26 protein-coding genes are annotated in these 26,421 nt (G+C 59.1%); 16 read left to right on the top strand and 10 right to left on the bottom strand.

The genetic code is table 11. The features are described 5' to 3' along the window. The first annotated feature begins 222 nt into the window (after positions 1-222). Positions 223-1,890 carry a YbaL family putative K(+) efflux transporter gene (gene ybaL, locus ACJSDX_RS13660; protein WP_407995161.1) on the top strand — a complete coding sequence of 556 codons (1,668 nt, stop codon included), beginning with the start codon at positions 223-225 and terminating at the stop codon, positions 1,888-1,890. A gap of 15 nt (positions 1,891-1,905) precedes the next feature. On the opposite strand, the gene ACJSDX_RS13655 is transcribed toward ybaL, so the two are convergent. From ACJSDX_RS13655 to ACJSDX_RS13645, 3 genes are all read right to left on the bottom strand, one after another. Beyond that, a complete protein-coding gene (locus ACJSDX_RS13655; RefSeq protein WP_407995160.1) occupies positions 1,906-3,033 on the bottom strand; it encodes a GNAT family N-acetyltransferase in 1,128 nt (375 codons plus the stop codon). A gap of 262 nt (positions 3,034-3,295) precedes the next feature. Further along, positions 3,296-3,508: a YMGG-like glycine zipper-containing protein gene (locus ACJSDX_RS13650; RefSeq protein WP_407995159.1), complete on the bottom strand. Its 213-nt coding sequence runs from the start codon at positions 3,506-3,508 to the stop codon at positions 3,296-3,298. A 225-nt stretch (positions 3,509-3,733) separates the two neighbouring features. Further along, positions 3,734-4,405: an EF-hand domain-containing protein gene (locus ACJSDX_RS13645; protein ID WP_407995158.1), complete on the bottom strand. Its 672-nt coding sequence runs from the start codon at positions 4,403-4,405 to the stop codon at positions 3,734-3,736. Between the two features lie 238 nt (positions 4,406-4,643). Between ACJSDX_RS13645 and ompR the strand changes: the two genes are divergently transcribed. Together ompR and ACJSDX_RS13635 are read left to right on the top strand one after the other, a co-directional pair. Continuing rightward, positions 4,644-5,378, top strand: coding sequence for an osmolarity response regulator transcription factor OmpR (gene ompR, locus ACJSDX_RS13640; RefSeq protein ID WP_407995157.1), 735 nt, complete (start codon positions 4,644-4,646; stop codon positions 5,376-5,378). A 12-nt stretch (positions 5,379-5,390) separates the two neighbouring features. Beyond that, positions 5,391-6,755, top strand: coding sequence for an ATP-binding protein (locus tag ACJSDX_RS13635; RefSeq protein WP_407995156.1), 1,365 nt, complete (start codon positions 5,391-5,393; stop codon positions 6,753-6,755). Here the strand turns inward: ACJSDX_RS13635 and cysG are convergent. Then, positions 6,676-8,079 (bottom strand): siroheme synthase CysG, encoded by a 1,404-nt coding sequence (gene cysG / locus ACJSDX_RS13630; RefSeq protein ID WP_407995155.1) that lies wholly within the window; start codon positions 8,077-8,079, stop codon positions 6,676-6,678. The two genes, ACJSDX_RS13635 and cysG, sit on opposite strands and share 80 nt — an antisense overlap. A gap of 248 nt (positions 8,080-8,327) precedes the next feature. Between cysG and miaB the strand changes: the two genes are divergently transcribed. The 5 genes from miaB to ACJSDX_RS13605 all read left to right on the top strand — a co-directional run bounded on the left by miaB (position 8,328) and on the right by ACJSDX_RS13605 (position 12,478). Then, positions 8,328-9,656: a tRNA (N6-isopentenyl adenosine(37)-C2)-methylthiotransferase MiaB gene (gene miaB / locus ACJSDX_RS13625; RefSeq protein WP_407995154.1), complete on the top strand. Its 1,329-nt coding sequence runs from the start codon at positions 8,328-8,330 to the stop codon at positions 9,654-9,656. A gap of 4 nt (positions 9,657-9,660) precedes the next feature. After that, a complete protein-coding gene (locus ACJSDX_RS13620) occupies positions 9,661-10,665 on the top strand; it encodes a PhoH family protein (protein WP_309564539.1) in 1,005 nt (334 codons plus the stop codon). A 5-nt stretch (positions 10,666-10,670) separates the two neighbouring features. Next, a complete protein-coding gene (gene ybeY / locus ACJSDX_RS13615; protein ID WP_407995153.1) occupies positions 10,671-11,120 on the top strand; it encodes an rRNA maturation RNase YbeY in 450 nt (149 codons plus the stop codon). Positions 11,121-11,129: 9 nt separating this feature from the next. Next, positions 11,130-11,990 carry a CorC family transporter gene (locus ACJSDX_RS13610; protein ID WP_407995152.1) on the top strand — a complete coding sequence of 287 codons (861 nt, stop codon included), beginning with the start codon at positions 11,130-11,132 and terminating at the stop codon, positions 11,988-11,990. 107 nt (positions 11,991-12,097) lie between these two features. Next, positions 12,098-12,478: a hypothetical protein gene (locus tag ACJSDX_RS13605; RefSeq protein WP_407995151.1), complete on the top strand. Its 381-nt coding sequence runs from the start codon at positions 12,098-12,100 to the stop codon at positions 12,476-12,478. A 103-nt stretch (positions 12,479-12,581) separates the two neighbouring features. On the opposite strand, the gene mscL is transcribed toward ACJSDX_RS13605, so the two are convergent. Next, a complete protein-coding gene (mscL, locus tag ACJSDX_RS13600) occupies positions 12,582-13,001 on the bottom strand; it encodes a large conductance mechanosensitive channel protein MscL (RefSeq protein ID WP_268866864.1) in 420 nt (139 codons plus the stop codon). Between the two features lie 125 nt (positions 13,002-13,126). Here mscL and lnt point away from each other — a divergent pair, with 125 nt between their 5' ends. From lnt to hmpA, 8 genes are all read left to right on the top strand, one after another. Continuing rightward, positions 13,127-14,620, top strand: coding sequence for an apolipoprotein N-acyltransferase (gene lnt, locus ACJSDX_RS13595; protein ID WP_407995150.1), 1,494 nt, complete (start codon positions 13,127-13,129; stop codon positions 14,618-14,620). A 114-nt stretch (positions 14,621-14,734) separates the two neighbouring features. Next, positions 14,735-15,673, top strand: a complete 939-nt coding sequence (glyQ, locus tag ACJSDX_RS13590; RefSeq protein ID WP_309564533.1) for a glycine--tRNA ligase subunit alpha — start codon at positions 14,735-14,737, stop codon at positions 15,671-15,673. Then, a complete protein-coding gene (glyS, locus tag ACJSDX_RS13585) occupies positions 15,670-17,784 on the top strand; it encodes a glycine--tRNA ligase subunit beta (RefSeq protein WP_407995149.1) in 2,115 nt (704 codons plus the stop codon). Before glyQ ends, glyS begins: the two co-directional genes overlap by 4 nt. A 29-nt stretch (positions 17,785-17,813) precedes the next feature. Then, entirely contained in the window at positions 17,814-18,356 is a 543-nt protein-coding gene (gene gmhB / locus ACJSDX_RS13580; RefSeq protein ID WP_407995148.1) for a D-glycero-beta-D-manno-heptose 1,7-bisphosphate 7-phosphatase, read from the top strand. Positions 18,357-18,386: 30 nt separating this feature from the next. Further along, on the top strand, positions 18,387-19,097 hold the full coding sequence (locus ACJSDX_RS13575; protein ID WP_407995147.1) for a lysophospholipid acyltransferase family protein: 711 nt from the start codon (positions 18,387-18,389) through the stop codon (positions 19,095-19,097). Continuing rightward, entirely contained in the window at positions 19,097-19,807 is a 711-nt protein-coding gene (locus ACJSDX_RS13570) for a M48 family metallopeptidase (RefSeq protein ID WP_407995146.1), read from the top strand. Before ACJSDX_RS13575 ends, ACJSDX_RS13570 begins: the two co-directional genes overlap by 1 nt. A gap of 70 nt (positions 19,808-19,877) precedes the next feature. Continuing rightward, on the top strand, positions 19,878-20,327 hold the full coding sequence (locus tag ACJSDX_RS13565) for an RrF2 family transcriptional regulator (RefSeq protein ID WP_407995145.1): 450 nt from the start codon (positions 19,878-19,880) through the stop codon (positions 20,325-20,327). A gap of 74 nt (positions 20,328-20,401) precedes the next feature. Then, a complete protein-coding gene (gene hmpA, locus ACJSDX_RS13560; protein ID WP_407995144.1) occupies positions 20,402-21,610 on the top strand; it encodes an NO-inducible flavohemoprotein in 1,209 nt (402 codons plus the stop codon). Between the two features lie 65 nt (positions 21,611-21,675). Here hmpA and ACJSDX_RS13555 read toward each other — a convergent pair whose 3' ends face one another. The 5 genes from ACJSDX_RS13555 to ACJSDX_RS13535 all read right to left on the bottom strand — a co-directional run bounded on the left by ACJSDX_RS13555 (position 21,676) and on the right by ACJSDX_RS13535 (position 26,418). Further along, positions 21,676-21,873 carry a (2Fe-2S)-binding protein gene (locus ACJSDX_RS13555; RefSeq protein ID WP_407995143.1) on the bottom strand — a complete coding sequence of 66 codons (198 nt, stop codon included), beginning with the start codon at positions 21,871-21,873 and terminating at the stop codon, positions 21,676-21,678. A 155-nt stretch (positions 21,874-22,028) separates the two neighbouring features. After that, positions 22,029-22,508, bottom strand: coding sequence for a bacterioferritin (gene bfr / locus ACJSDX_RS13550; protein ID WP_309565114.1), 480 nt, complete (start codon positions 22,506-22,508; stop codon positions 22,029-22,031). Positions 22,509-22,521: 13 nt separating this feature from the next. Next, a complete protein-coding gene (gene bfr, locus ACJSDX_RS13545; RefSeq protein WP_407995142.1) occupies positions 22,522-23,007 on the bottom strand; it encodes a bacterioferritin in 486 nt (161 codons plus the stop codon). 200 nt (positions 23,008-23,207) lie between these two features. Then, positions 23,208-25,628 carry a heavy metal translocating P-type ATPase gene (locus tag ACJSDX_RS13540; protein ID WP_407995141.1) on the bottom strand — a complete coding sequence of 807 codons (2,421 nt, stop codon included), beginning with the start codon at positions 25,626-25,628 and terminating at the stop codon, positions 23,208-23,210. Beyond that, positions 25,621-26,418, bottom strand: a complete 798-nt coding sequence (locus tag ACJSDX_RS13535) for a FixH family protein (protein WP_407995140.1) — start codon at positions 26,416-26,418, stop codon at positions 25,621-25,623. Before ACJSDX_RS13535 ends, ACJSDX_RS13540 begins: the two co-directional genes overlap by 8 nt. Between the last annotated feature and the right edge of the window lie 3 nt (positions 26,419-26,421).

Genomic DNA, 26,421 nt, shown 5'->3' with positions numbered 1-26,421 from the left:
CATGCAAGAGCTGGCTTACTCCTAAAAGCATGTCAGAAAAACCAACTATTTTTTGCAGATTCGCGTCAAGACCGTATCCCCGCATGAGAATTTCATATAAAAAGTTGCGCGCTGACACAATCTTGAGTTAATTTTTCGAATACCCATACTGTCCATGCCGGAATGCTAGGCAGCATGGCTCGCAATTTGATCTCTCGCCAAGTTTGAAAGGTTTCCCCCCGGATGGAGCACACGCCACTCATTGCCACCATAGTTGGAGGCCTGGTACTGGCTTTTATTTTCGGCATGCTGGCCAACCGCCTGAAGATGCCGCCGCTTGTTGGCTACCTGATTGCAGGGGTCGTCGTGGGCCCGCATACCCCGGGGTTTGTCGCTGACGCCAACCTTGCCCATGAACTATCGGAAATCGGCGTCATCCTGCTCATGTTCGGCGTAGGCCTGCATTTTTCGCTGCGCGACCTGCTTTCGGTCAAATCGATTGCCATTCCCGGCGCTATCGTGCAGATCGCCATTGCCACGCTGCTCGGCCTTTCAATGGCATTGGCGATCGGCTGGCCGCTGGGAGAAGGCCTGATCTTCGGCCTGGCGCTGTCCACAGCCAGCACCGTCGTATTGCTCACCGCCTTGCAGGAACGGCGCATCCTGGAAACCAAGCGCGGGCAGATCGCGATTGGCTGGCTCATCGTGGAAGACATTGCCATGGTGCTCACCCTGGTGCTGGTGCCTGCGTTGAGCGGCATGCTGGGCGGCGAGAGCAACAACCTGGACGGCAGCGCCCTCCTCAACACCATGGCGTTGACCATAGGCAAGGTGATCGCCTTTGTCGCCGTGATGCTGCTGGTCGGACGCCGCATCATCCCTTGGCTGCTGGCACGCACTGCCGCCACCGGGTCGCGCGAGCTGTTCCGGCTCGCCGTGCTCGCGATTGCCCTCGGATTCGCGCTGGGTGCCACCTATATTTTCGGCGTATCGTTCGCGCTGGGCGCGTTCTTTGCGGGCATGATCCTGAGCGAATCAGAGCTCAGCCACCGCGCCGCGGAAGAATCCCTGCCGTTGCGCGATGCGTTTGCCGTATTGTTTTTTGTCTCGGTCGGCATGCTGTTCGACCCCTCCATCCTCTTTCGCGAGCCCTGGCTCATTCTCGCTACCCTCTTCATCATCGTCATCGGGAAATCATTGGCCGCCTTCGGGATCGTGCTGGCCTTCCGCCATCCATTGGGCACTGCGTTGACGATTTCTGCCAGCCTGGCGCAGATTGGCGAGTTCTCATTCATCCTGGCCTCCCTTGGAGGCTCGCTGGGCCTGCTGTCAGACACCGGACGCGACTTGATCCTAAGCGGCGCGATCCTCTCCATCCTGATCAATCCGTTGCTGTTCGCCTGGCTTGATCGCCTGAAGCCGTGGCTGCTCAACCGCGAAGAGAAGCGTCCCCTCAAGGGCGAAAGCGGCGCACGCACCATATCGTATCCCCACCTGCATGCCCATGCCGTCCTGGTGGGCTATGGACGCGTCGGCAAGCTGGTAGGCGCGTCGCTACGACAGCAAGACCAGCCGTTCATCGTGCTGGAAGACCAGCCTGAAACAGTCCAGGCCCTGCGCGAGCAGGGTACCCCGGCCTTGTGCGGCAATGCCGCGGCGCCCGGCATGATGGAAGCTGCCAATCTCAAGTCCGCGCGCTGGCTGCTGGTCGCCATCCCTGACGCGCTGGAAGCAGGACAAATCATCGAGCACGCCCGCAAGATCAACCCGCAGATCGAAGTCGTGGCGCGCGCGCATTCCGACGCCCAGATCGAGCACCTGGAAAAACATGGCGCGTCCTACACCATCATGGGAGAAAGGGAAATCGCCAAGGGCATGGCGAACTGGGTGCGCGCCGGCGTGGAATGGTAGTCCTGCGACTTGGCGCTAGCCGGGCTTCCGGTACGGCGCACGCTCGTCCAGCTCTTGCTGGTAGTGGCTGACGCCAACGCCTTCCCGTGAGACAAAGCGCCTGACCGCAGCCTCGAAATCGGCATGGGTGATATGATGGAATGAACAGGTTTCCCGCGCCACGAATCCGCGTGCCAGCTTATGCTCCCCCTGGGCGCCGCCCTCGAAGAAGCGGATACCCTGCTCGATGCAGAACTCCTGCGCCTGGTAATAGCACAGCTCGAAATGCAGGTTGGGGACATAAGCCAATGCGCCCCAATAGCGTCCATACAGGCAATCCGCATCGTACAGGTTGAGCGCTGCACCGATACGCCGGCCGTCACGCTCCGCCAACACCAGCATCACGTTGTCCGGCAGGCGCTCGCCCAGCTCGTGGAAAAATGCCTGGGTCAGATAAGGGCTGGAACGGTGCTCGAGATAGGTATTGAGATAGCACTTGTAGAAAAAATCCCACTCGCGCTCGCTGATATCGCACCCGCGCAGGCGCCGGCAGCTCACCCCGGCCGCACCGACCTTCCTGCGCTCCTGGCGGATTTTCTTGCGCTTGTCATGCGTAAGGGTCATGAGGAACTCGTCAAAGCCGGCAAACCCCTGATTCTGCCAGCGGAACTGCACTCCCTGGCGCCTGAGCCAGCCTTGGCCTGACAACATATCTGCATTTTTCGCGTCGGGAAACAGGACATGGACAGACGACAGCTGCAAGCGGTGCGCCGTATCGCGCAGGATATCCGCCATCCGCGCTTGCAGCACGGCATCATGCGACAATAGCCGCGCACCCGTAATCGGCGTGAAAGGCACTGCCGCCACCAGCTTGGGGTAATACTCCAGCCCATGCTGGGCATAAGCGTCCGCCCAAGACCAGTCAAATACATATTCTCCGTAGGAATGATGCTTGAGGTAGAGGGGCACGGCCCCTGCCAATTTGCCGTCGCGCCTGAATACCAACGGCATGGGTTGCCAGCCGGTGCCCTCGCCAACCGAACCGCTATGCTCCAACGCACTGAGGAAAGCGTGGCTGAGCAAGGGAGACCCATCCGTCAGCGCATTCCATTGTGCACTATCCAGCTCGCTCACGCCTGCGGCGATTTCAAGCTCGATGTTCATGGCGTCTCAACCGGTGAGAACCGCCATGGCCGAGTTGCGGCAATTCCATATGCGCTGACTTTGCACCGAATGAGAAAAGACACCTTACTCTCCAATACTGGCGACACTCTAGAGTATCAGGATAATACGGCGGAAGCAGGCGAAAAAACACCACTACCCGCCGGTTGACGCGATAGTGGTGAAGCGGAGGAGAGGTTGAAATATTGGCAGCCATGGGCGTCGCAAAATCGCGACACCCGTGGTTAACACTTGTGGCTTAATACTACTTGCGCTTGCCCGCTGAATCGACGCCATGACCGATGACGCCGCCAATCGCTGCCCCGCCCACAGTACCGAACGAACTCCCGCCCGTCAGCACCGCTCCCGCTACGCCGCCAATGGCGGCACCCGTAGCCGCATTCTTTTGGCGCGTGGACAATCCGGAACAACCGCTCAACATGGCGAGCAACAATAACCCTGCAATCGTTTTCTTCATTTCATTTTCCTTTCAAATTCCAGGTATTCACCCGTTACTGTTCAGATTGCAAAAACTAGGCCATTAATGATTTTTAAATTAAAATCAATTAGTTGATTATAAAATTCACAACCAAGGGAGAGGAAAAATTGAAAAATTGTCGCCAATAAAAGACAAAAGAAAAGCACTGTCCCGGCAAGGCAGTGCTCAAAGGTTTCACAAGGAAGATTTATTATTGGAATTCAGTCATAGCGCCCGCTTGGGAACGGCAACGCTCACATCCTTTACATCGTGCAGCGGCGCTGGTTCAGCCACATCCTGCAATTCTTTGTCCTTCTTCTCGAGCGCCTTGTGCTGACGCTCGGCAATCTGAGCCTGCATGACCTCAAGCTCGTTCATCGTAATCACGCCGTCGCCATTGAGGTCGAACTGTATGAAATGACGAGCCACCTGGGGAAGCATTTCCACCGCTTCCTCACGTGAAATCACCCCGTTACCGTCTTTGTCAGCTTCTTGAAAACGCTCCAGAATGCGCTGGCGCATCACGCGCCTACGTTCTTCAATCTGAGCATGGGCAGCATCGACGCTGCGGGAGTATTCGTAAAGATCGCGCCGCAAGCGCTGGCGATCCTCACCAGAAATTTTTGCATCCAGGGTTTGATGGATATGTGCCGTCGGCACTTCCTGCGCATCGGCCGCCATATCGTCATTTGCATAACGTACGTTCGCAGCATGGACGACGCCGGCAACGCCCAGCAATACTGCCGTCATTACCAGCTTATGATGCCAAACCAGATCAGTTACCATCAACATAAAGCTAAACCGTACACTTGCAAGATCATATGATTCGCTCGCCTCTGTTTTAAGCTTACTTGCGCCCTCGCCGGCGGCTAACAATATGCCTGGCTCAGGAACCATTCAACCTCGCCATTGATGCAAAAATGTACTGGCAAGCAGTTGAATGAGGCGACATCATCCCTCATTGATGTAAACTGAGTGTTTCATATCGGCTTCTCATTGTAAAAAATTGTAACAATTATTGTGTGGGATTTTCCACCTTATGCAAACCCATAAGCTGGCAATAAAGAGAATCAGCACAAAGACGATGGAACCTTGTAAATAATACTTTTCATCCACCCTCATTTCCGCAGAAAATATGGCTATGCAGACACCTTCGAAAAAAATATTAATGGTGGACGACGACTTGCGCATGCGCGAGTTGTTGCAACGTTATCTGGGCGAACAGGGCTTTTCGGTAAAAGCCGTCTCCGATGCCGGAGAAATGGACCAAGTGCTTGCCCATGAGCATGTGGATTTGCTGGTACTCGACCTCATGCTCCCGGGAGAGGACGGTCTTGCCATTTGCCGCCGCCTTCGCGCCAACGGCAGCACCATCCCAGTCGTCATGCTCACCGCACGCGGAGACGAGATAGACCGCATCATCGGTTTGGAGATGGGAGCGGACGACTACCTGCCCAAGCCGTTCAACCCGCGCGAGCTGCTCGCCCGCATCAATGCGGTCCTACGCCGCCACAGCCGGCTCCCGCCCGGCACGCCGGTGGCAGAGGCGGAACACATCAGCTTCGGCGAGTTCATCTTCGACCCCTCGACACGCACGCTGACCAAGAACGGCGAACCCGTCACCATTACCAGCGGCGAATTCGCCCTGCTCAAGGTATTCGTCGACCATCCGCGCCAGCCATTGTCGCGCGACCGCCTCATGCAATTGGCCCGCGGACGCGAACTGGATGTATTTGACCGCAGTATCGACGTGCAGGTATCCCGCCTGCGCCGCCTGATCGAGCCGGACCCATCCCATCCGCGCTACCTGCAGACCATGTGGGGGTTCGGCTATGTCTTCGTTCCCGATGGCGAAACTCAGAAAAGCTAGTGTCGCGCCTCCGTGAGCCTGTTGCCCCGCACCCTTCTCGCACGCGTCATGCTGCTGATCGCCCTGTTGCTCGCAGCAGGGCAGTTCGCGGCGCTAAAGCTGTTCGACTACTTCGAAAGCGAGCCACGCGCCATGGCGGCGGCGCTACAGGCGATCACTGTCGTCAACTATACCCGCGCCTCCCTGCTCGCCGCGCATGAAAATCGCAGGCTGGCCTTGCTTTCGGAGCTATCCGGACGCGAAGGCGTGCGGATTTACGCCGCGGACATGCTCGAGGAAATCGAGCCGCTTCCCAACGACCACCTGATCCGCCTGATCGCGGAAAAAATCCGCGAGCGCCTGGGCAAGGACACGCTCGTCGTATTGAACCACTTCGGCATACCCGGCCTGTGGGTCAGTTTCAGCCTGGGACAAGACGATTATTGGGTAGTGATTCCGCGCATCCAGGTAGACCGCCCGTTCCCTTGGCAATGGCTGGGCTGGGGCGCCCTCGTCATCATGCTGTCATTGCTCGGCGCCTACCTGATCGCATCAAACATCCACCATCCCTTGCGCCTGCTGGTCAAGGCAGCAGGCCGCTTGAGTAGCGGCGAATATCCCCCGCCATTGCCGGAAGAAGGCGCCCATGAGCTGCGCGAAGTCAGCCGCACCTTCAACGAAATGACCGAGGCACTGGTACGGCTGGACAACGAACGGACCTTGCTGCTGGCCGGCATCTCGCATGACCTGCGCACCCCGCTGGCGCGCCTGCGCCTCTCCGTGGAAATGCTGCCTGACGAGTACTGCGCCAGCCTCAAGGCCGGCATGATCCAGGACATCGGCGACATGGACAGCATCATTCACCAGTTCCTGGATTTTGTGCGCGGGATCGAAGGCGAGCCGACGCAGATGATGGACCTCAATGCATTGCTCACCTCGATTGCAGACCGCCATATCCGCGCAGGCCGCAAATTGACCATGTCCCTGGCGCCGACCCATCTGATTCCCGTGCGCCCGCTAGCCATGCAGCGGCTGCTCACCAACCTGATCGACAATGCCTTTGCCTATGGCGGCGGTGAAGTCACGGTCAGCACGCGCATCACGGCAGGCAACATCATTCTCAGCGTATTGGATAACGGCCCAGGCATCCCTGCCTCGCAGATGGAACGCCTGCTGCGGCCATTCGAGCGCCTGGACACTGCGCGCGGCAACAAAAGCGGCAGCGGCCTGGGATTAGCGATTTCCGACCGCATTGCCAAGCTGCACAAAGGACAGCTCACCCTGCTCAACCGCCCGCAGGGAGGCCTGGAAGCCAGGCTTACCCTGCCGATACAGCCTCAGGTGACGGCGCAAACCAAGCAAGCTTTTCGCGTAAACGCACAACCTCGCCGACAATAATCAGGCATGGCGCGCGCAACCCTGCGTGCTCCACCAGCCCGGGCAATGTCGCCAATGTGCCTTCCACGACCCGCTGCCGTTGCGTCGTGCCTTGCTGGATGATGGCGATGGGTAGATCTTCGGAAGCGCCGTGGGCCACCATTTGCCGGCATATCTCGGGCAAGCCGACCAATCCCATATAAATCACGACTGTCTGGTTCGGGCGCACAAGGGCATGCCAATCCAGGTTGACCGAACCGTCCTTGAGGTGCCCGGTCGTGAACAGGCACGACTGCGCATAGTCCCGGTGCGTCAGCGGAATGCCGGCATAGCTGGATACCCCGTTCGCTGCCGTGATGCCGGGCACCACCTGGAACGGGACGCCGTTCTCCATCAGCGTCTCTATCTCCTCGCCGCCGCGGCCGAAAATGAACGGGTCGCCGCCCTTCAGGCGCAATACACGCTTGCCTTCCTGGGCAAGGCGTACCAATAGCTGGTTGATGTCCTCTTGCGGCAAGGTATGCTGGTCGCGCGACTTGCCCACATAAATCAGCTCGGCGTCCCGCCGTACCAACTCCATGACTTCCTTGCTCACGAGTTTGTCGTAGACGCACACATCCGCTTGCTGCATCAGGCGCAGGGCGCGGAAAGTCAGCAGGTCTGGATCTCCCGGGCCGCCGCCGACAAGATAGACTTCGCCATGATTCAGCTCGCCACTCCCTGCCAGCAATTGCTCCATGGCATGCCGCGCCGCAGACTCCTGTCCGGACAATACCTGTTCGCCTATCGCTCCCTGGAACACATCTTCCCAGAAAATCCGCCGCTGCTGCCCGGTACTGAACCGCCGCTTCACTGCCTCGCGGAACTCGGCGGCAAATGCTGCCAAACGGCCGTAGGCGGCAGGAATCATGGTTTCAATCCGGGTGCGCAGCAGGCGTGCGAGCACTGGCGCAGCCCCGCCGCTGGACACCGCCACCAGCAGTGGAGAGCGGTCCACGATCGAAGGCACGATGAATGTACAAAGTTCAGGCGCATCCACCACATTCACAGGAATATTGCGTGCCTGCGCCGCCTGGGAAACGGCGCGGTTTACCTCGGCATCGTCCGTCGCGGCAATCACAACCGCAGCGCCATCCATCTGCGATGGCTCGAATACCAAGGCAAAATGACGTATCCGCCCTTCTGCCAGCCATTGCATCAACGTAGGGTGCAACTCAGGCGCCACCACCGTGATATCAGCCCCGGCTTTTTCCAACAGGCTGACCTTGCGGCTTGCAACATCGCCTCCTCCGACCACAAGGCAGGGTCGATTGCGCAGTTTCATGAAGATAGGCAGTGTTTCCATGCATGGCATTTTATTCCATTTCCAACTTAATACGAGACTAGGCGCGACGACACGGACAGTGCAATTACACGGCAAGGAGGAGCAACACCGTATCGGATTAATTGGAAATGGGATTACTCTGCGATTGGCTTTCCGCAGCAGCTAAGCTAAAATGAGGCCTTACCCTACTGTTTTTCTTACGCTATTTTGCAGCCTGCGACGTCCACCTTCTACTCCTCCCGCGCCTCGAGCGCAGCCTGACCTGCTGTATGAATCCGCCGAAAAGAATTTTCATCAAAACCTTTGGCTGCCAGATGAACGAGTACGACTCGTCGCGCATGCTCGACATGCTGCATGCCGCAGAAGGCATGCAGACCACCGAAAACCCGGAAGAGGCCGACGTCATCCTGCTCAATACCTGCTCGGTGCGCGAAAAGGCCCAGGAGAAGGTGTTCAGCCATTTGGGGCGCTTTGCGCCGCTCAAGGAAAAGAACCCCAACCTGGTGATCGGCGTAGGCGGCTGCGTTGCAAGCCAGGAGGGCGAAAGCATCGTGGCGCGCGCGCCTTATGTCGATGTCGTCTTCGGCCCGCAGACCTTGCACCGCCTGCCGGACATGATCCAGTCCAAGCGCAAGACCGGCATTTCGCAGGTCGACATCAGCTTCCCGGAAGTGGAGAAGTTCGACCACCTGCCGCCGCCGCGGGTGGAAGGCGCCGCGGCGTTCCTCTCCATCATGGAGGGCTGCAGCAAATATTGTACGTTCTGCGTCGTTCCCTACACGCGCGGCGACGAAGTCTCGCGCCCGTTCGATGACATCCTCACCGAGGCGATCCAGCTTGCCGAGCAGGGCGTCAAGGAAATCACCCTGCTCGGGCAGAACGTCAATGGCTACCGCAGCGAAACTGCGGAAGGCGAAACCGCAGACCTGGCGCTGCTGATCGAGTACCTGGCCGAGATCCCGGAAATCGAGCGCATCCGCTACACCACCTCGCATCCGAATGAAATGACCCCTGCGCTGATTGATTGCTACGCCCGCATTCCCAAGCTGGTGTCGCACCTGCACCTGCCGGTTCAGGCTGGCTCCGACCGCGTGCTCATGAACATGAAGCGCAATTACACTACATTGCAGTACAAGTCCGTCATCCGCAAGCTGCGTGCGGCGCGGCCGGACATTTGCATCACCTCGGACTTCATCATCGGCTTCCCGGGCGAAACCGAGCAGGATTTCGAAGCCACCATGAAGCTGATGCGCGATGTCGGCTTTGATTTCAGCTTCAGCTTCGTTTACAGTCCGCGTCCCGGCACGCCTGCCTCCTACCTGCCCGACGATTGCAGTGCAGAGGAAAAGCAGTCACGCCTGTCACGCCTGCAGGCGCTCAATGAAGCGCAGGGCAAGGCCGTTAGCGCCTCCATGGTAGGCAGCATACAACGCGTGCTGATCGAGAGCGTTTCCGCCAAGAGCGACAGCGAACTCGCCGGGCGCACCGACAACAACCGCATCGTCAATTTCCCTGGCGATGCCGCCTTGATCAACCAGTTCGTCAACGTAAGAATTACCGAAGCCCTTTCACATACCCTGCGAGGAGAGTTGCTCTAACAATATGCCGGTAGACATTACCCTACAACCTGAAGACAACATGCGCCTCGCCAACCTGTGCGGCGCGCTGGACGAGAACCTCAAGCAGATCGAAGATGCGCTGGATGTCGGCATCTCGCGGCGCGGCGCGCATTTCCGCTTTTCCGGGGAGCAAGGCAATACTCGCCTCGCCGCGCAATTGGTCGAGAACTATTACGAGCGTGCGGGCAAGCCCATCAGCCTGGAGGAAATCCAGCTGGGGCTGGTCGAACTTGACCGCCTGTCGCCCGACGAGGTCGCTACGCCTATGACTACCCTGATGACCCGGCGGCAGGACCTGCACGGGCGCACGCCGCGCCAGGTCAGCTACCTGCAGCAGATCCAGGATTTCGACATCACCTTCGGCATCGGCCCCGCCGGCACCGGCAAGACCTATCTCGCGGTTGCCAGCGCCATCGACGCCATGACGCGCGACCGAGTCAAGCGCATCGTGCTGGTGCGCCCGGCAGTGGAAGCCGGCGAGCGGCTGGGCTTCCTGCCCGGCGACCTCTCGCAGAAAGTGGACCCTTACTTGCGCCCGCTCTATGACGCTTTGTATGACCTGGCAGGCTACGACAGCGTCAACAAGATGTTCGAACGCGGCGCGATCGAAGTCGCCCCGCTCGCCTATATGCGCGGCCGCACCCTCAACCAGAGCTTCATCATCCTAGACGAGGCGCAGAACACCACGCCGGAACAGATGAAGATGTTCCTCACCCGCATCGGCTTCGGCACCAAGGCCGTCATCACCGGCGACGTTACCCAGATCGACCTCGCGCGCGGGCAGAAAAGCGGGCTGGTGGAAGCACAGAAGGTACTCAAGGATGTGCGCGGCATCGCCTTCACGCAATTCCTCTCCGAGGACGTGGTACGCCATCCGCTAGTGCAAAAAATCATCAACGCCTACGAACGCTACGACAGCGAACGGCATGCGCAGCCCAATGCGGGCAAATCTGGAGCCGACGGCAAGCCCGGCACGGACAAGGAATAACCGCCATGCCCAAGCTCGCCATGAGTGTTCAATACGCCAGCGAAAGCGACGGCCTCCCCAGCGAGAAGCAATTCCGCCGCTGGGCGCGCGCCGCCCTGCGCGTGGATACCGAAGCGACCTTGCGCATCGTCGATGAAGAGGAAGGCCGCATACTCAACCGCGACTACCGCGGCAAGGATTACGCCACCAACGTACTGACCTTCCCCCTGGTGGAAGAGCCATGGCTGGTCGGCGACATCATCCTCTGCGCCCCAGTGGTCGCCAGGGAAGCACATGAACAAAACATCACACTGGAAGCGCATTACGCACACCTCACCGTGCATGGCATACTGCACATGCACGGCTATGACCACGAAGAGGAACACCAGGCCGAATTGATGGAGTCGATAGAATCCTCCACCATGATCCGGCTTGGCTATGCAGACCCTTATTTATCAGAAAAACGGAAGCCTTAATCCATCATCATGGCAGAACCCGACAAACGTAGCGCGAACGACAAACCCCATTGGCTGGAACGCCTGACCCACTTCCTGCTGCGCGAGCCTGAAGACCGCGAGCAGCTCATCGAACAACTCCACACCGCCTATGCCAACAGCGTTCTCGATGCCGACGCGCTGGCCATGATAGAAGGCGTATTGCAGGTTTCCGAAATGCAAGTGCGCGACATCATGATCCCGCGCTCGCAAATGGACGTCATCGACATCACCGACCCGCCCGAGAAATTCATCCCGTTTGTCATCGAAGCCGCGCACTCCCGCTTTCCCGTCATTGACGAAAACAAGGACGACGTCATCGGCATCCTGCTTGCAAAGGACTTGTTGCAGTTCTACAGCGGCAAGGACTTCAACGTGCGCGAGATGCTGCGCCCCGCCGTGTTCATCCCCGAATCCAAGCGCCTCAATGTCCTGCTCAAGGAATTCCGCAGCAACCGCAACCATATCGCGATCGTCGTCGACGAATACGGCGGCGTGGCCGGCATGGTCACCATTGAGGACGTCCTGGAACAGATCGTCGGCGATATCGAGGACGAATTCGACGAGGACGAGAACGAAGACAACATCATCCAGGACGCGCATGGCCGCTATCGCGTCAAGGCGCTCACCGAAATTGCCGATTTCAACGAGGCCCTGGGCACCGAGCTCAGCGACGAGGAATTCTCCACCATAGGCGGCCTGGTGGTGAGCAAGTTCCAGCACATGCCCAAGCGCGGCGAAGAAGTCAGTTTCGACAACCTCAATGTTACGGTATTGCGCGCCGACAGCCGCCGCGTTTATTCCCTGCTGGTCGAAGTCGTTCCACCCGTACAGGATGAAAGCGGGCTGTAACAAGGGAGCTCTTCACTGAGAACGCCCAATAAGCCATTGTTGCAACAGGAACTTCAGCTCAAAATCGCTATCAAAACTGTCTGACACCTTGAATAGGGAGTTACGTGATGCGTATCGTGTGGTTTACCCTGTTATTGTCCTTGTCCTCCGGCCCGCTCATGGCGGAAGAAAGCCGGCAGCCGTTGGAGACCGCCATCCCCACGGCTGAAACCGAATTTGTCCAGAACATCCACCAATTCGACAAGGCCACGATCGTGGCCCAGTTCGGAGAGCCCGCCAGCAAGCAGGACTATCACCGGCCGGGCACGGACGAGCTCATGGCCTCGGTCTGGCAATACCACTACATCAATACCGATCTTGAGGGCAGTTATTACCAGACCACCGAGCTCGATTTCGTCGGCGACAACGTGGTCATGGTGGTGTTCATGAACCACGATGGCAAGGATGAGAGCGAGGCCTCCCCCAATCCGTTTACTCCCGACCTATGAGCCAACCACCAGCGCAATAAAAAAGCCGGATGCATTCCGGCTTTTTTATTGCGCCACCTAGACCATATGCCAATCCAATGATTGGCAACAATGCTGGTGGAAGTTACTTCTTGAGCGAGTCGCGGATTTCACGCAACAACAGCACATCTTCTGGCGTAGCGGCCGGCTCAGGCACTTCGGCAGTCTTGAGCTTGTTGATGGCTCGGATCAGCAGGAACACGGCAAACGCCACGATCAGGAAGCTCACCACCGCATTGATGAACAAGCCGTAGTTGAGGGTCACTGCGCCGGCAGCATGCGCGGCCGCAACGGAAGCGTAGGGCGGGGCCACTTCAGCACCGTCCTTGAGCACGATGAAGAGGTTGCTGAAATCCACGTTACCGAGCAACAAGCCAATCGGCGGCATGATAACGTCGTCAACTAGGGATTTCACGATGGAGCCGAACGCCGCACCGATGATGATACCCACCGCCATGTCGACTACGTTGCCGCGCATCGCAAACGCTTTGAATTCTTTAAACATATTATCTCCCGTCAAAAACAGTCAGTTTGAGTAGCGCATGCATGCCGCATGCCTGATATCAGCCCGAGCCGCTATAATGCAATAAACACGCGATATCCGTCCAGTTTAATACCCCTGAGGCCCACTTGAAACTTCCGCGCTTGGGTTTACCCCACCTTGCCGCCCTGCTTGCCGGGGCATTCTGCGTCATCGGCTTTGCGCCCTTTTATTGGTATACAGCCACGATAATAGGATTGGCCGGCCTGATCTACCTATGGCAGAAATCGGAAACCCCGGCCGAGGCCTGGTGGCTGGGCCTGGCCTTCGGGCTTGGCTTGTTCGGCGTCGGCATCTACTGGATATACATCAGCCTGCATGATTTTGGCGGCATGCCTGCCGTCATGGCCGTCTTCGCCACTTTCATGCTCAGCCTCTTCATGGCCCTGTTCCCGGCCGCCACCGGCTGGGGCGCGCGCAAGCTCGGCAATCCCTGGCTGGGCATCCCGGCACTATGGGTATTGAGCGAATGGGTGCGCGGCTGGATATTCACCGGCTTCCCCTGGCTTTTGGCAGGCTATTCGCAAATACCTGGCAGCCCGCTGGCCGGGTTTGCCCCGGTACTCGGCATCCACGGCGTCTCGCTCGCCACCATCCTCAGCGCCGGCCTGCTCGCCGCCATTGCCTTGCATTGGCGCCAGCGCATCATCTTGTTCCGCAGCGCGGCATTGTTGATCCTGCTATGGGTTGCCGGCGGCCTGTTGAAGCTGCCGCAATGGAGCACGCCGGCAGGTGCGCCAGTTTCCGTCGCCTTGCTGCAGGGCAATATCACGCAGGACCTGAAATGGGAAAACCAGACATTGCGCGAAACATTGCAACGCTACCTGGACATGACGCTGCAGACCAAGGCGCAACTCATCATCCTGCCCGAGACCGCGTTTCCGCTCATTTCCAGCCAGTTGCCGACGGATTACCTGCAACAGCTTGCCGATCACGCGCGGCAAAACGGCGGCGACATCCTGATCGGCACGGTCGAGCATGAAAACGACCGTTACTACAACAGCATGCTGAGCCTGGGCACCTCGCCGGAACAAGCCTACCGCAAGACGCACCTGGTGCCCTTCGGCGAATTCATTCCGCTCAAGCAGGTATTCGGCTGGGTCTATGAGAACTGGCTGGATATCCCGCTCACCGACATGTCGCGGGGCGGCTTCCAGCAGCGGCCGATGCAGATTGCCGGCCAGGCCGTCGCCATCAATATCTGCTACGAGGACGTGTTCGGCGAGGAAATCATCCTGCAATTGCCCGAAGCCAACATCCTGGTGAACACCAGCAACGATGCCTGGTACGGGGAGTCGTTTGCCGCCTACCAGCATTTGCAGATTGCACAGGCGCGATCGATGGAAACCGCGCGCATGATGCTGCGCTCTACCAATACCGGCGCCACTGCCATCATCCGGGCGGACGGCACGCTGGCAGCCCATGCGCCGCATTTCCAGACCACAATCCTTGAAGGCGAGGCCCAAGGCTATCAGGGCATGACCCCTTATGTGCGCTGGGGCAACTGGCCGGTCCTGATCCTGCTGTTCACCGCGCTTGGCCTTTTATGGCGCCGTCGCGCCCGGCCTTTTGCCGCGCGGTAAAAAGAAGTAAAATCAAGCCCTTTTGCACGTTGCCGCAATGCATGATGCGCCACTAGGCATCGCACAGCGCCAACGGGTGAGCAAACCCAATCCAGACAAATAGTTAATCACACCATGCTGACTTTTCAACAGATCATTCTGACCCTGCAGCAATATTGGGACAAACAAGGCTGCGCGCTGCTGCAACCTTACGACATGGAGGTCGGCGCAGGCACTTCGCATACCGCTACCTTCCTGCGCGCGCTTGGCCCCGAGCCCTGGAAGGCCGCCTACGTGCAGCCCAGCCGCCGTCCCAAGGATGGCCGCTACGGCGAAAACCCCAACCGCCTGCAGCATTACTACCAGTTCCAGGTCGTGCTCAAGCCAGCGCCCGACAATATCCTGGAGCTCTACCTGGGTTCGCTGGAAGCCCTGGGCTTCGATCTGAAGAAAAACGACATCCGCTTCGTCGAGGACGACTGGGAAAACCCGACGCTGGGCGCCTGGGGCCTGGGTTGGGAGGTCTGGCTCAACGGCATGGAAGTCACGCAATTCACCTATTTCCAGCAGGTAGGCGGCATCAACTGCCGCCCGATCACCGGCGAAATCACCTATGGCCTGGAACGTCTGGCGATGTACCTGCAAGGTGTGGAAAACGTCTACGATCTCGTCTACTCCAAGGGCGTCAACGGCGCGCCCGACCTCAAGTACGGCGACGTATTCCACCAGAACGAGGTCGAGCAGTCCGCCTATAACTTCGAGCACAGCGACGCCGACTTCCTTTTCACCGCCTTCAACGCCCATGAAAAGAAGGCGCAGGAACTCATGGAGCATAAACTCGCCCTGCCCGCCTACGAGCAAGTACTCAAGGCCGCGCATACCTTCAACCTGCTCGACGCGCGCGGCGCGATTTCCGTCACCGAGCGCGCCGCCTATATCGGCCGCATCCGCAACCTGGCGCGCGCCGTGGCCGCAAGCTACCTCGACAGCCGCGCCCGGCTCGGCTTCCCGATGGCGCCCAAGGCCTGGGCGGATGAAGTATTGGCAGAACTGGCAAAGAAAGCAGCAGCATGAGCAACCTACTCGTAGAACTATTCGTTGAAGAACTGCCGCCCAAGGCATTAAACAAACTCGGGCAGGCGTTTTCCCAAACCCTGCTCGACAGCTTGAAAGCGCAAGGCCTCACCGCCGCAGACTCCAGCGTCACTTCTTACGCCTCGCCGCGCCGCCTCGCCGCGCACATTACCAAGGTCGCGGCCAAGGCCGATGACAAGGCCGTCGCGCAGAAGCTCATGCCGGTCAGCGTAGGCCTGGATGCCGACGGCAACGCCACACCCGCCTTGCTGAAAAAACTGGCGGCGCTGGGCGTCGATGCCAGCGCCGATGCCAGTGTAGTCGGCCAGCTCAAGCGCGAACATGACGGCAAGGCGGAAGTGCTGTTCCTCGACCTCACCGTCGCAGGGGCGACATTGGCGGAAGGCTTGCAGAAAGCGCTGGATGAAGCCATCGCCAAGCTGCCCATCCCCAAGGTCATGACCTACCAGCTGCAGGACGGCTGGAGCAACGTCAACTTCGTGCGCCCGGCGCATGGCTTGGTCGCATTGCATGGCAGCGAGATCGTCCCTATCAATACATTGGGCCTGACCGCCTCCAACCAGACGCAAGGCCATCGTTTCGAAGCCACGCAGAATCCTATCGTGCTGCGTGACGCCGACAGCTATGCTGAGCAATTGCGGCAGGACGGCGCCGTGATTCCCGGCTTCAAGGAGCGCCGCGACGAGATTACGCGCCAACTGGAAGCTGCCGCAAGCAAGCTCAAGCTGCGCCCAATCGAGGACGAAGCCCTGCTGGACGAAGTCACTGCGCTGGTCGAGCGCCCCAACGTGCTGGTCGGGCAATTTGAGCAGGAGTTCCTTGCCGTGCCGCAGGAGTGCCTGATCCTGACCATGAAGGCCAACCAGAAATACTTCCCCTTGCTGGATGCGCAAGGCAAGCTCACCAACCAGTTCCTCATCGTCTCCAACATCAGCCCGGCAGACCCGAGCGCCGTGATAGGAGGCAACGAGCGCGTGGTGCGCCCGCGCCTGGCCGACGCCAAGTTCTTCTTCGAGCAGGACCGCAAGAAAACCTTGGAGTCGCGCATTCCCAGCCTAGCCAAGGTGGTATACCACAACAAGCTGGGCTCGCAAGGCGAGCGCATCGCCCGCGTCAGCGCGATCGCCAACCTGGTTGCCACGGCACTGGGCGACCAGACCCTGGCCGCACAAGCCTCACAGGCGGCGCAGTTAGCCAAGGCCGACCTCGTCACCGACATGGTCGGGGAGTTCCCTGAGCTGCAAGGCATCATGGGACGCTACTATGCGCAGCACGAGGGGCTGAGCGACGACATCGCCTATGCCATCGAGGACCACTACCGCCCGCGCTTCGCTGGCGACGAGCTGCCGCGCAACCGTATCGGCCTCGTGGTCGCGCTCGCCGATAAGCTGGAAACCCTGGCGGGCATGTTCAGCATCGGCGAAAAACCCACCGGCGAAAAAGACCCGTTCGCGCTGCGCCGCCATGCCATCGGCATCCTGCGCATCCTCACCGAGGGCGGCTTGTCCCTGCCGCTCGACACCCTGCTTGAACAGACATTATCGGTATTCCAGCATGAGTTCGACCGTGGTGCGGCATTACAGGCGCTGGAAGAGTTCATTTTCGACCGGCTGTCCGGCAGCCTGCGAGATCAGGGCTACAGCGTGCAGGAAGTTGACGCGGTGCTGGCACTGAAACCTCAGTTACTCGGCGATATCGCCAAGCGATTGGAAGCCGTGCGCGCTTTCGCCAGCCTGCCCGAAGCGGCCAGCCTGGCCGCCGCCAACAAGCGCGTCGGCAATATCCTCAAGAAGTCCGAAAGCGCGATCGAGGCCGGCATCGACCCGGCGCTGCTGCGGGAGGGTGCGGAAAAAGCCTTGGCGCAATCGCTGTCGCAAGTGCAGCCGCAGGCGCAACAGGCGTTTGCCGTCGGCGACTACACAGGCTCGCTCAAGGCATTGGCCGCGCTCAAAGAGCCGGTGGACGCCTTTTTCGACCACGTGATGGTCAATGCCGACGACCCGGCATTGAAGGCCAACCGCCTGGCATTGCTGGCGACCCTGCACCAGGCCATGAACCAGGTAGCCGATTTGTCCAGGCTCGCGGCATAATAGCCATAACAGCCTGACCGGGAACCGCCATGAAACTTGTCATACTCGACCGCGACGGGGTAATCAACCAAGACAGCGCCCAGTTCATCAAGAGTCCTGATGAATGGAAACCGATCGAGGGCAGCCTGGAAGCCATTGCCCTGCTCAACCAGAACGGTTACCGGGTGGCATTGGCGACCAACCAGTCGGGCATTGGCCGCGGGCTGTTCGACATGGCCACCCTGAACGCGATCCACGACAAGATGCACAAGGCGCTAGCGCAGTTTGGTGGCCGCATCGATGCCCTGTTCTATTGCCCGCATGCGGCGGATGCGAACTGCAATTGCCGCAAACCCAAGCCTGGCATGATAGAGGAAATCAGCAAGCGCTTCGGCATGGACCTCAAGGGCGTGCCCAGCGTGGGGGACTCGTTGCGCGACCTGCAGGCCAGCGCGGTATTCGGCGCGCAGCCCATCCTGGTGCTCACGGGCAAGGGCGAGAAAACCCTGGCTGCCGGCGGCCTGCCGGAAAACACCTGGGTATGCGATAACCTGGCCGAGGCAGCACGCCGCATCATCACCGAACCAGCTTAATCAACCTGCTTGATCGAACTTGCTTAATCTATGATCTATATCCGCTCTTCCCTCTACATGCTGGGCATGTGGATTTTCACCCCCATATTCACCACGCTCTCCCTCCTTACCTTCCCGTTGCCGCGCAGGACGCGCTACATCCTGATCTCCGGCTGGGCCAGGAGCATGCTCTGGTGGCTGAAGCTGACCTGCGGCTTGCGCTACCGCGTCATCGGCAGGGAGAACATTCCCGGCCATCCCAGCGTCATCCTCTGCAAACACCAGTCCGCATGGGAGACCCTGGCCTTGCAGCAGATTTTTCCGCCGCAAGTCTGGGTGCTGAAGCGCGAACTGTTGTGGGTTCCCTTTTTCGGCTGGGGATTGGCATTGACCTCGCCGATCGCCATCAACCGTGCCGCGGGACGCGAAGCCCTCAAGCAACTGGTCGCCAAGGGCAAGGAACGCCTCAAGCAGGGCTTCTTTGTCGTGATTTTCCCCGAAGGCACGCGCGTCGCTCCCGGCACCCGCGGCAAATACCATATTGGCGGGGCATGGCTGGCTGCGCACACCAAGTCCACCGTCGTGCCCGTGGCACACAATGCCGGCGAATACTGGGGCAAGAACTCCTTCCTCAAGCGTCCCGGCACGATCACGCTCAGCATAGGCAAGCCGATTGAAACCGCAGGCATCAAGGCCGATGAGCTCAACCAGCGGGTCGAGGACTGGATCGAGCAGGAAATGCTGCTGCTGGACCGCAAATAATGCAGTACGTCCTGGCCCTGCCCGACGGGGAGCAAATCCCTTACCGGCTTGAGCGGCGGGCCAGGCACACCATCGGCATGAAGATCACTGTGGATGGCCTGATCGTGCATGCGCCGCTGCGCATCCGCCATGCCGACCTCGAAGCCCTGTTGCGCAGCAAGGCACGCTGGATTACCTCCAAACTCAAGGCCAGGCAAGCGGCGGTCGTTCCCGAATTCGAGTGGCGCGATGGCGCCGAACTGCACCTGCTGGGCCAGCCGCTGACGTTGAGGATCGCGCCATCGTCGCGCAACAGCAGCCCCAAGCTCGAAGGCAATGCGTTAAAAATAGCCACCACTAATATTCACGACCATACCATGATCGCCCGCAAAGTGATCCAATGGCTGCAGAAGGAAGCCAGGCTGGACTTTGCGCGCCGCCTGCCGATATTCGCGGCAAGGCTGGGCGAACCCACCCCCGCCCTGTTGCTTTCCAATGCCAAGACACGCTGGGGCAGCTGCAACTCCAGGCGCGAAGTCCGCCTCAACTGGCGCCTGATCCAGGCGCCGCCTGCGCTGATCAATTACGTCATTGCCCACGAACTCGCGCACCTGCGCGAAATGAACCACTCAGCCAGGTTCTGGGCAGTAGTAGCCAAGCTGTACCCCGACTACCCGGCCGCCGAGCAAGCCCTCAAGGCCTGCTCGCAGCAGCTTTACCGTCTAGGCTGACGGAACCCGCATACGAATTTGCTGCCGACAATTGTTGCATACAAAAATAAACAATACTATACTGCCCGGCATGCAGCTCACCAAATTCACCGATCTTGGCTTACGCGTATTGATGTACGTTTCCCAGCATGAGCGCAACAAACCCATCACCATCAGTGAAATCGCCACGCAGTTCAATATCCCGCGCAACCACCTGATCAAGGTCGTCACCTTCTTGAACAAGACCGGCTGGATCCAGACCACGCGCGGCCCCAATGGCGGCCTGAGGCTGGGCACGGACCCCGCTTCGTTGCGCCTTGGCCACGTGATCCGCGTGCTGGAAGGCAGCGTATCGCTGGTGAACTGCCAAGAGCCGCCCTGTCCGCTGGGAGGGCAATGCGGCCTCAAGCATGCGCTAGACCAAGGCCTGAATGCGTTCTACGAATATATGGATACCTACACATTGCAGGATGTAATTCATAACAGCACAGCCCATGTCATCATCAAGCTGCAGCAGAGCCATCTGGCGGGAATGCACTGAAATGCCCGCACCACGTTGCAGCGCTTTTTTTTTGCAGCAATTGTTTCATTTTACATACAACATAAGGAGCCGATATGCTTTCTGCCGCAGCCCGTCCCTATATTGACGCCAGCGTTCCCGTCCTGAGGGAACATGGTCTGAAAATCACGCAAGCCTTCTATCAGAATATGCTGGGCACCCACCCCGAGCTCAAAAACCTGTTCAATATGGGCAACCAGGCCAGCGGCATCCAGCAGCAGTCCTTGGCTTCTGCCGTTTTTGCCTATGCCGCCAACATCGACAACCCTGCCGCCCTGGCGCCAGTGGTCAAGCGCATCGTGCACAAGCATGCCGCGGTCGGCATCAAGCCGGAGCACTACCCTATCGTCGGCACGCACCTGCTCGGCGCCATCAAGCAAGTATTGGGAGAGGCCGCCACCGATGAGCTGCTGGCAGCTTGGGGCGAGGCCTATTGGCTGCTGGCCGACCTCCTGATCGAGGAGGAAAAATCGCTGTATGCGAACACCGCCAGCACGGCAGGCGCCTTGATGACGCTCAAGGTCGCGCGCAAGGTATTCGAGTCCGAGCACATTGTCTCGTTTTACCTGCAGCACCCGGACGGGCGTAAACCAGGGGATTTCCTGCCCGGGCAATATATCAGCGTGGAAATGCAGTTCGAGCAAGGCAAGAGGCGCCAGCTCAGGCAGTACAGCCTGTCGGACTCGATCGCGGCTCCCTGGTGGCGCATCTCGGTGAAGCGCGAACAGGAGGCAGAAAAGCCGCAGGGCCTGGTTTCCAACTGGCTGCATGACGAAGTCAAGGTCGGCGACCTGATCCAGGCCACGCCTGCATTCGGCGATTTTGTGCTGGATACCGTCATCAGCGACCAGCCATTGCTGCTTCTTTCGGCCGGCGTCGGCATTACCCCCATGTTGTCCATGTTGAACTCAGTGCGCGACCTCGCACCGCAGCGCCCGGTATTCTTCGCGCATGCGGCGCGCAGCCCGGCATGGCAAAGCCATAGCCTGGACCTGCAAGAAGCCAGGTATCGCATGCCCAACCTGGCAACCGCATTGTTCTATGAAAGCCTGGAAGGCGCGCATGGCAGCATAGGCGGCGTATACCACGGAAGGATGGATGTCACCGGCTTATGGCCGGCAGCGCTGCAAAATGCGGATATTTACCTGTGCGGCCCGCTGGGCTTCATGCAAGCGCAGCGCGAGCAGCTATTGCAGGCAGGCGTCAACCCCAACCGCATCAAGCGCGAGGTATTTGGCCCAGACCTGCTGGATCATTTACTGTAAGCAAAGAAATAAACGGAAAATTCTGGCACCGGCGGGCAATATGCTCGCCGGCAATGGGAGTCTACTCAGACAAAGCCGACCGGCATGGCGATGTCGTTTTCCTGATGCGCCTCGCGCAAGCATTGCTTGGCGCAACTGGCACATTGGCCGCACTCGCTGGCCACGCCCAGATCGCGCCTCAAATCCTTGAGACTGCTGGCTCCTGCGCGCGCTGCCTGGAGAATTTGGCGATCAGTGATGGCCCGACAAACACAGACGTACATAGAACGATCGGTGGCTTTCTCTTGCTGAATCAAGATGCGTTAACAAACGATAACCATTATCGTTTTAACCCCCTGTCTTGTCAAGAGAAATTCCCGACCGACATGCAATAAAAAACCGCAGGCAAAGCTGCGGTTTTTTCTGGATGAAAGCCAGCTTAGTCTGCGGCTTCCATATGGGCTTGCAGATAGTTGGGCAATGTCACATCGGCAATCAGGCTGTGCTGGGTTTCCAGCCAATCGATCGCAGCCTCGCTTTTTTCCAGCAGTTCTTCCAGCAGGTCGCGGCTGACGTAATCCTGCAACTCCTCGCATAACGCGATCGCCTCCACCAGCAACGGGCGGTGGATTTCCCTTTCGTACTTGAGGTCGCCCTGCAGGCATTCCACCACATTTTCACCGATCAGCAACTTGCCCAGGTTCTGCAGGTTGGGCAGGCCGTCCAGGAACAGGATGCGCTCGATCAGCTCATCCGCCTCCTTCATCACGCGGATGGATTGCTTGTACTGATAGTCGTTGAGCTTTTCCAGCCCCCAGTTGCGGAACATGCGGGCATGCAGGAAGTACTGGTTGATCGAGGTGAGCTCGTTCTTCAATACCTTGTTGAGGATATCGATAATCTTTTTGTCGCCCTTCATCATATGCTCCTTATCAAACCGCAGGCTCAGACTTCATCTGGCTCTGCAGGTAGTTTTCCAGGCCGACCAAGCCGATTAGGCGCAGCTGTTGCTCGATCCAGTAGGCATGATCCATTTCGGTATCGTCGAGTTGCAGCAGCAACATGTCGCGCGTCACATAATCGCCGGCCTTTTCGCATTGCGCCATGGCCGCCTTGAGATCGGCTACGACCTTGTATTCCAGCGCCAGGTCCGACTTCAGCATCTCGGGCACGGTTTTACCCGTCGTCAGCGCATGGCGCTTTTCCAGGTTCGGCTTGCCTTCCAGGAACAGGATGCGCTGGATGATGGCGCGCGCGTGCTGGCGCTCATGGTCGGACTCATGCAGGGTTTTCTGCGCCAGTTGCCCCAGGCCGAAGTCGGCATACATTTCGCCGTGAAGCAGGTATTGATCAACAGCTGTCAGCTCGCCTGCCAGCAGCTCGTTCAGGGTTTCGATGATTTTCTTATCGCCTTTCATAGCGCCTCCACGGATGATTTGTCCAATTGCACGCATCATACCCAATATCATCTGAAATGGATAGAAAATATTTTTGTAAATTATTGATTTTTAATGATTTTATAAAGAAAAATACCAACAAGAATCATTCTTCGTACTACACGAGAACACGTCACTTTCGCGAGAAGATATCGAAAGGAAAAAGCTGGAATGCAGGCGCGCTATCGCAGGCGCAAGGCGTTGAGTATGACGATCAGGGAGCTCACGGACATGCCGATCGCCGCCATCCATGGCGCAATCAGCCCCGTGGCGGCAAACGGCAATGCCACGGCGTTATAGACCAGGGCCCAGGTGAAGTTCTGGCGCACGATGCTGACGGTGAAGCGTCCCGTGGTGATGGCATGGTCGATCTCCTGCAGGTTTTCCCCGAGCAGCACGATATCCCCGGAGGCCCTCGCCATTTGCGTGCCATTGCCCATGGCGAACGACACTTGCGCCCCTGTCAGCACCGGGGCGTCGTTGATGCCGTCGCCGACCATGGCAACCACCTCTCCTCGCTGCTGCATCTCGCGCAAGGCGGCAAGCTTGCCCTCAGGGGTCAGGCCCGCCCGCCAGTCGTCAATACCGGCTACCGAGGCGAAATGCTGCACGCTGGAGGCCGTATCGCCGCTCAATATCGATACGGCAATGTTGCGCCTCTTGAGATTGCCTACCAGCGCCGTGACTTCCGGGCGCATCGTATCCGCCAATACAAATGCCGCCATCGCCTGCCGCGAATTGCTGAGCCATACGATGCTGGCTCCTGGCTCCAAGCCGGACAATTCAGGGTATGCAACCTGAGGATTGAGCGCCATATTGCCGATAAAGTAGCGTTCGCCGTCCACTTCGCCGCTGATGCCCTTGCTTGGCTGGTTATTGACGCCAACCACGCCGGAACGCTCGCCCGCGGGCACCATGTCGGTGAAGCTGCGTGCCAGCGGATGCTCCGAGGCCTGTTCCAGGCTTGCGGCAATGCGCAGCGCCGTTTCAGCCTCGTACCCGTGATAGGGAACGGTCGCAATAATGTGCGGACGGCCGATGGTCAGCGTACCGGTCTTGTCGAATACCACGTGCGTGACCCTGGCGAGGGACTCCAAGGCATGGCCGCGCGTCAGCAACACGCCCCGGCCGACCAGGTGCGAGCCAGCCGCCGCAAATGCCGCTGGCGCTGCCAGCGATAATGCGCACGGGCAGCTCACCACCAGCACCGCGAGCACGATTTCAAAGCAGTGCTCCGGCGCGATCCACCACCAGGCCAGGCCGATCACCACGACGGCGACCAGCAGGATAGTGGTGAAATACATGGCGACATGATCGGCCACCCTCGCCAAGCGCGGCTTCTCCGCCTGGGCGCGATCCAGCAGGCGCGCGATCCCCGCAATCACGGTCTGCTCGCCAAGGCCGGTCACCCTGACTTGCAGCGGACTTTCGTAATTGACGCTGCCAGCGTAGACGTACTTCCCCGGCAGTTTGGCCACCGGGCGGCTTTCGCCGGTGAGCAGTGCCTCGTCAACCTGGCTTTCCCCTTCCGTCACGACGCCGTCGCCTGCAATGGCCTCGCCGGGTTTCACCAACAAGGTATCGCCTACTTGCAGCTCGTGTAACGGCACCATTTGCGGCTGCTGGTTGTCATCCAGCCTGGTAGCCATCGGGGGAATCAGCCGGTGCAGGTTCTCCGCCGCCTCTACGGACTTCTCGCGTGCGTGACGTTCCAGGTAGCGGGTGGCGAGCAGGAAGAAAATCAGCATGGTCAGGGTGTCGTAATAGACGATGCCTTGCCCCTGGAAGGTCACCCAGACGCTGCCGATGAAACCGGTGATCAGGCCCAGGCTGATAGGCATGTCCATGCCCACTCTGCGGTTGACGATGCTGCGCCAGGCGGCTTGGTAGAACGGCCAGGCCGAATAGATCATCGCCGGGACGGTGATCACCAGGCTGAACCAGCGCAGCAGTTGCTCGGTGGCAGGCTCCAGCCCCTGTTCAGGGCCGGCATAGAATGCCACGGCCACCATCATCACTTGCGCTGCGGAAAGCCCGGCGATTGCCAGCCGGCGGAAATCCTGCCGCCGCCGCTGCTCGCGCACGGCTTCCTGTTGTTGCGCGCTGAAGGGATGGGCGTGATAGCCCAGCTTTCGGATTTCTGCCAGGATCTGGCTCAAGCGGATTTTGCTGTCATCCCAGCGCACTCGCGCACGATGGGAGGAATAATTGATCGAGGCGGACGCGACGCCGTCCAACTGCTGCAGGTGGCGCTCATTGAGCCAGATGCAGGCTGCACACGTGATCCCCTCGAGAATCAGCGAGGCTTCCAGCAAGTTTCCCGATTCATCGTGCACAAAGCTTTTCTGCACTTCGGGATGGTCGTACAGCTCAAGTTGGCGCAGTTCGTCCGGCACCAGCTCCTCGGCTGTCTGGGGCAGCTCGGTACGGTGCCGGTAATAGTCTTCCAGCCCGTTCTCGACGATCGACTCGGCCACCGCCTGGCAGCCATGGCAGCACATGCGGCGGCGCTGCCCGAGGATGGCGGCGTGAAACTCGCTGCTGGCCGGTACCGGCAGGCCGCAATGGTAGCAAGACGCTCCCAGCGCCTGCGGACTATTCATCGCCGATGAATAGCGACTCCTGCTTGCGGTAGCGCTTGTCGCCCTGCTTGACCAATACTTCGGCAATCCATCGCCCCGAGTCGGGCAAGACGACATCGGCGCCATATTCCCCTTCGGCCTGTTCTTCCAGGACGTAAATCTTGTCGTCGCGGCTATTCGCCATGCGCCAGAAATTGAGCGTCACCTCGGCCTGGGTGACGGCATTGCCGTTCTCGTCGAGAATACGCGCCGCAATGCGCTTCGAAGTGCTTGGGTTCAAATCATCGACTCCTTGCAGCTTGAGCTGCCAACCCAGGGCTTGCTGTTGTTGCAGCTGCTCGAGGTGCGGCTGGTAGCTCTTGTTGCGGTCATGCGGCATCACGCCTGGAAAAGCGGTGTGCACCCGCTGGTTGTCAGGATTGGGCAAGAAAAAGGATGTCAGGCCTTGCGGCAGTCCCCGCCCTGCTATAGAAAGCAGGATCGCATTGGAAATCACCAGGAAAATGAAAAAGCCGATGATGATCTTCGGGGCCCAATGCATGGATTGCTGCTTCTGCTTCATGCTGCCAAACACGCCGAGCAGGCCCGCATTAGCAAGGAATACCGCAAAGTGGATCGCCAGCACATCGCCGCCCGCCCAATGCTGGGTGCTGTAGACAATATAAAGCAGGAACGGGATGGCGCCACTCAATACGGCTGCCCAGAAATTGGCTACCCGGGCGGCACGCAACAGGAAATAAAGCCCGATGGCGAAAATGAGGCCGCCGAACAAGGTTTCGGCGATGGATAAAACGGGAATCAGCTTAAGCATGTA

It is taken from the genome of Methylobacillus draconifructus, from assembly GCF_045984355.1.
In the GTDB taxonomy this organism is placed as follows: domain Bacteria; phylum Pseudomonadota; class Gammaproteobacteria; order Burkholderiales; family Methylophilaceae; genus Methylobacillus; species Methylobacillus flagellatus_A.
This window is presented reverse-complemented; position numbering and strand designations above follow the sequence as displayed.

What these genes read in the sequence shown, in the direction of transcription:
- ybaL (WP_407995161.1), top strand. Translation starts at nt 223, where the DNA reads ATGGAGCACACGCCACTCATTGCCACCATAGTTGGAGGCCTGGTACTG.
- ACJSDX_RS13655 (WP_407995160.1), bottom strand. Translation starts at nt 3,033, where the DNA reads ATGAACATCGAGCTTGAAATCGCCGCAGGCGTGAGCGAGCTGGATAGT.
- ACJSDX_RS13650 (WP_407995159.1), bottom strand. Translation starts at nt 3,508, where the DNA reads ATGAAGAAAACGATTGCAGGGTTATTGTTGCTCGCCATGTTGAGCGGT.
- ACJSDX_RS13645 (WP_407995158.1), bottom strand. Translation starts at nt 4,405, where the DNA reads ATGGTTCCTGAGCCAGGCATATTGTTAGCCGCCGGCGAGGGCGCAAGT.
- ompR (WP_407995157.1), top strand. Translation starts at nt 4,644, where the DNA reads ATGGCTATGCAGACACCTTCGAAAAAAATATTAATGGTGGACGACGAC.
- cysG (WP_407995155.1), bottom strand. Translation starts at nt 8,079, where the DNA reads ATGGAAACACTGCCTATCTTCATGAAACTGCGCAATCGACCCTGCCTT.
- miaB (WP_407995154.1), top strand. Translation starts at nt 8,328, where the DNA reads ATGAATCCGCCGAAAAGAATTTTCATCAAAACCTTTGGCTGCCAGATG.
- ACJSDX_RS13620 (WP_309564539.1), top strand. Translation starts at nt 9,661, where the DNA reads ATGCCGGTAGACATTACCCTACAACCTGAAGACAACATGCGCCTCGCC.
- ybeY (WP_407995153.1), top strand. Translation starts at nt 10,671, where the DNA reads ATGCCCAAGCTCGCCATGAGTGTTCAATACGCCAGCGAAAGCGACGGC.
- ACJSDX_RS13610 (WP_407995152.1), top strand. Translation starts at nt 11,130, where the DNA reads ATGGCAGAACCCGACAAACGTAGCGCGAACGACAAACCCCATTGGCTG.
- ACJSDX_RS13605 (WP_407995151.1), top strand. Translation starts at nt 12,098, where the DNA reads ATGCGTATCGTGTGGTTTACCCTGTTATTGTCCTTGTCCTCCGGCCCG.
- mscL (WP_268866864.1), bottom strand. Translation starts at nt 13,001, where the DNA reads ATGTTTAAAGAATTCAAAGCGTTTGCGATGCGCGGCAACGTAGTCGAC.
- glyQ (WP_309564533.1), top strand. Translation starts at nt 14,735, where the DNA reads ATGCTGACTTTTCAACAGATCATTCTGACCCTGCAGCAATATTGGGAC.
- glyS (WP_407995149.1), top strand. Translation starts at nt 15,670, where the DNA reads ATGAGCAACCTACTCGTAGAACTATTCGTTGAAGAACTGCCGCCCAAG.
- gmhB (WP_407995148.1), top strand. Translation starts at nt 17,814, where the DNA reads ATGAAACTTGTCATACTCGACCGCGACGGGGTAATCAACCAAGACAGC.
- ACJSDX_RS13575 (WP_407995147.1), top strand. Translation starts at nt 18,387, where the DNA reads ATGATCTATATCCGCTCTTCCCTCTACATGCTGGGCATGTGGATTTTC.
- ACJSDX_RS13570 (WP_407995146.1), top strand. Translation starts at nt 19,097, where the DNA reads ATGCAGTACGTCCTGGCCCTGCCCGACGGGGAGCAAATCCCTTACCGG.
- ACJSDX_RS13565 (WP_407995145.1), top strand. Translation starts at nt 19,878, where the DNA reads ATGCAGCTCACCAAATTCACCGATCTTGGCTTACGCGTATTGATGTAC.
- hmpA (WP_407995144.1), top strand. Translation starts at nt 20,402, where the DNA reads ATGCTTTCTGCCGCAGCCCGTCCCTATATTGACGCCAGCGTTCCCGTC.
- ACJSDX_RS13555 (WP_407995143.1), bottom strand. Translation starts at nt 21,873, where the DNA reads ATGTACGTCTGTGTTTGTCGGGCCATCACTGATCGCCAAATTCTCCAG.
- bfr (WP_309565114.1), bottom strand. Translation starts at nt 22,508, where the DNA reads ATGAAGGGCGACAAAAAGATTATCGATATCCTCAACAAGGTATTGAAG.
- bfr (WP_407995142.1), bottom strand. Translation starts at nt 23,007, where the DNA reads ATGAAAGGCGATAAGAAAATCATCGAAACCCTGAACGAGCTGCTGGCA.
- ACJSDX_RS13540 (WP_407995141.1), bottom strand. Translation starts at nt 25,628, where the DNA reads ATGAATAGTCCGCAGGCGCTGGGAGCGTCTTGCTACCATTGCGGCCTG.
- ACJSDX_RS13535 (WP_407995140.1), bottom strand. Translation starts at nt 26,418, where the DNA reads ATGCTTAAGCTGATTCCCGTTTTATCCATCGCCGAAACCTTGTTCGGC.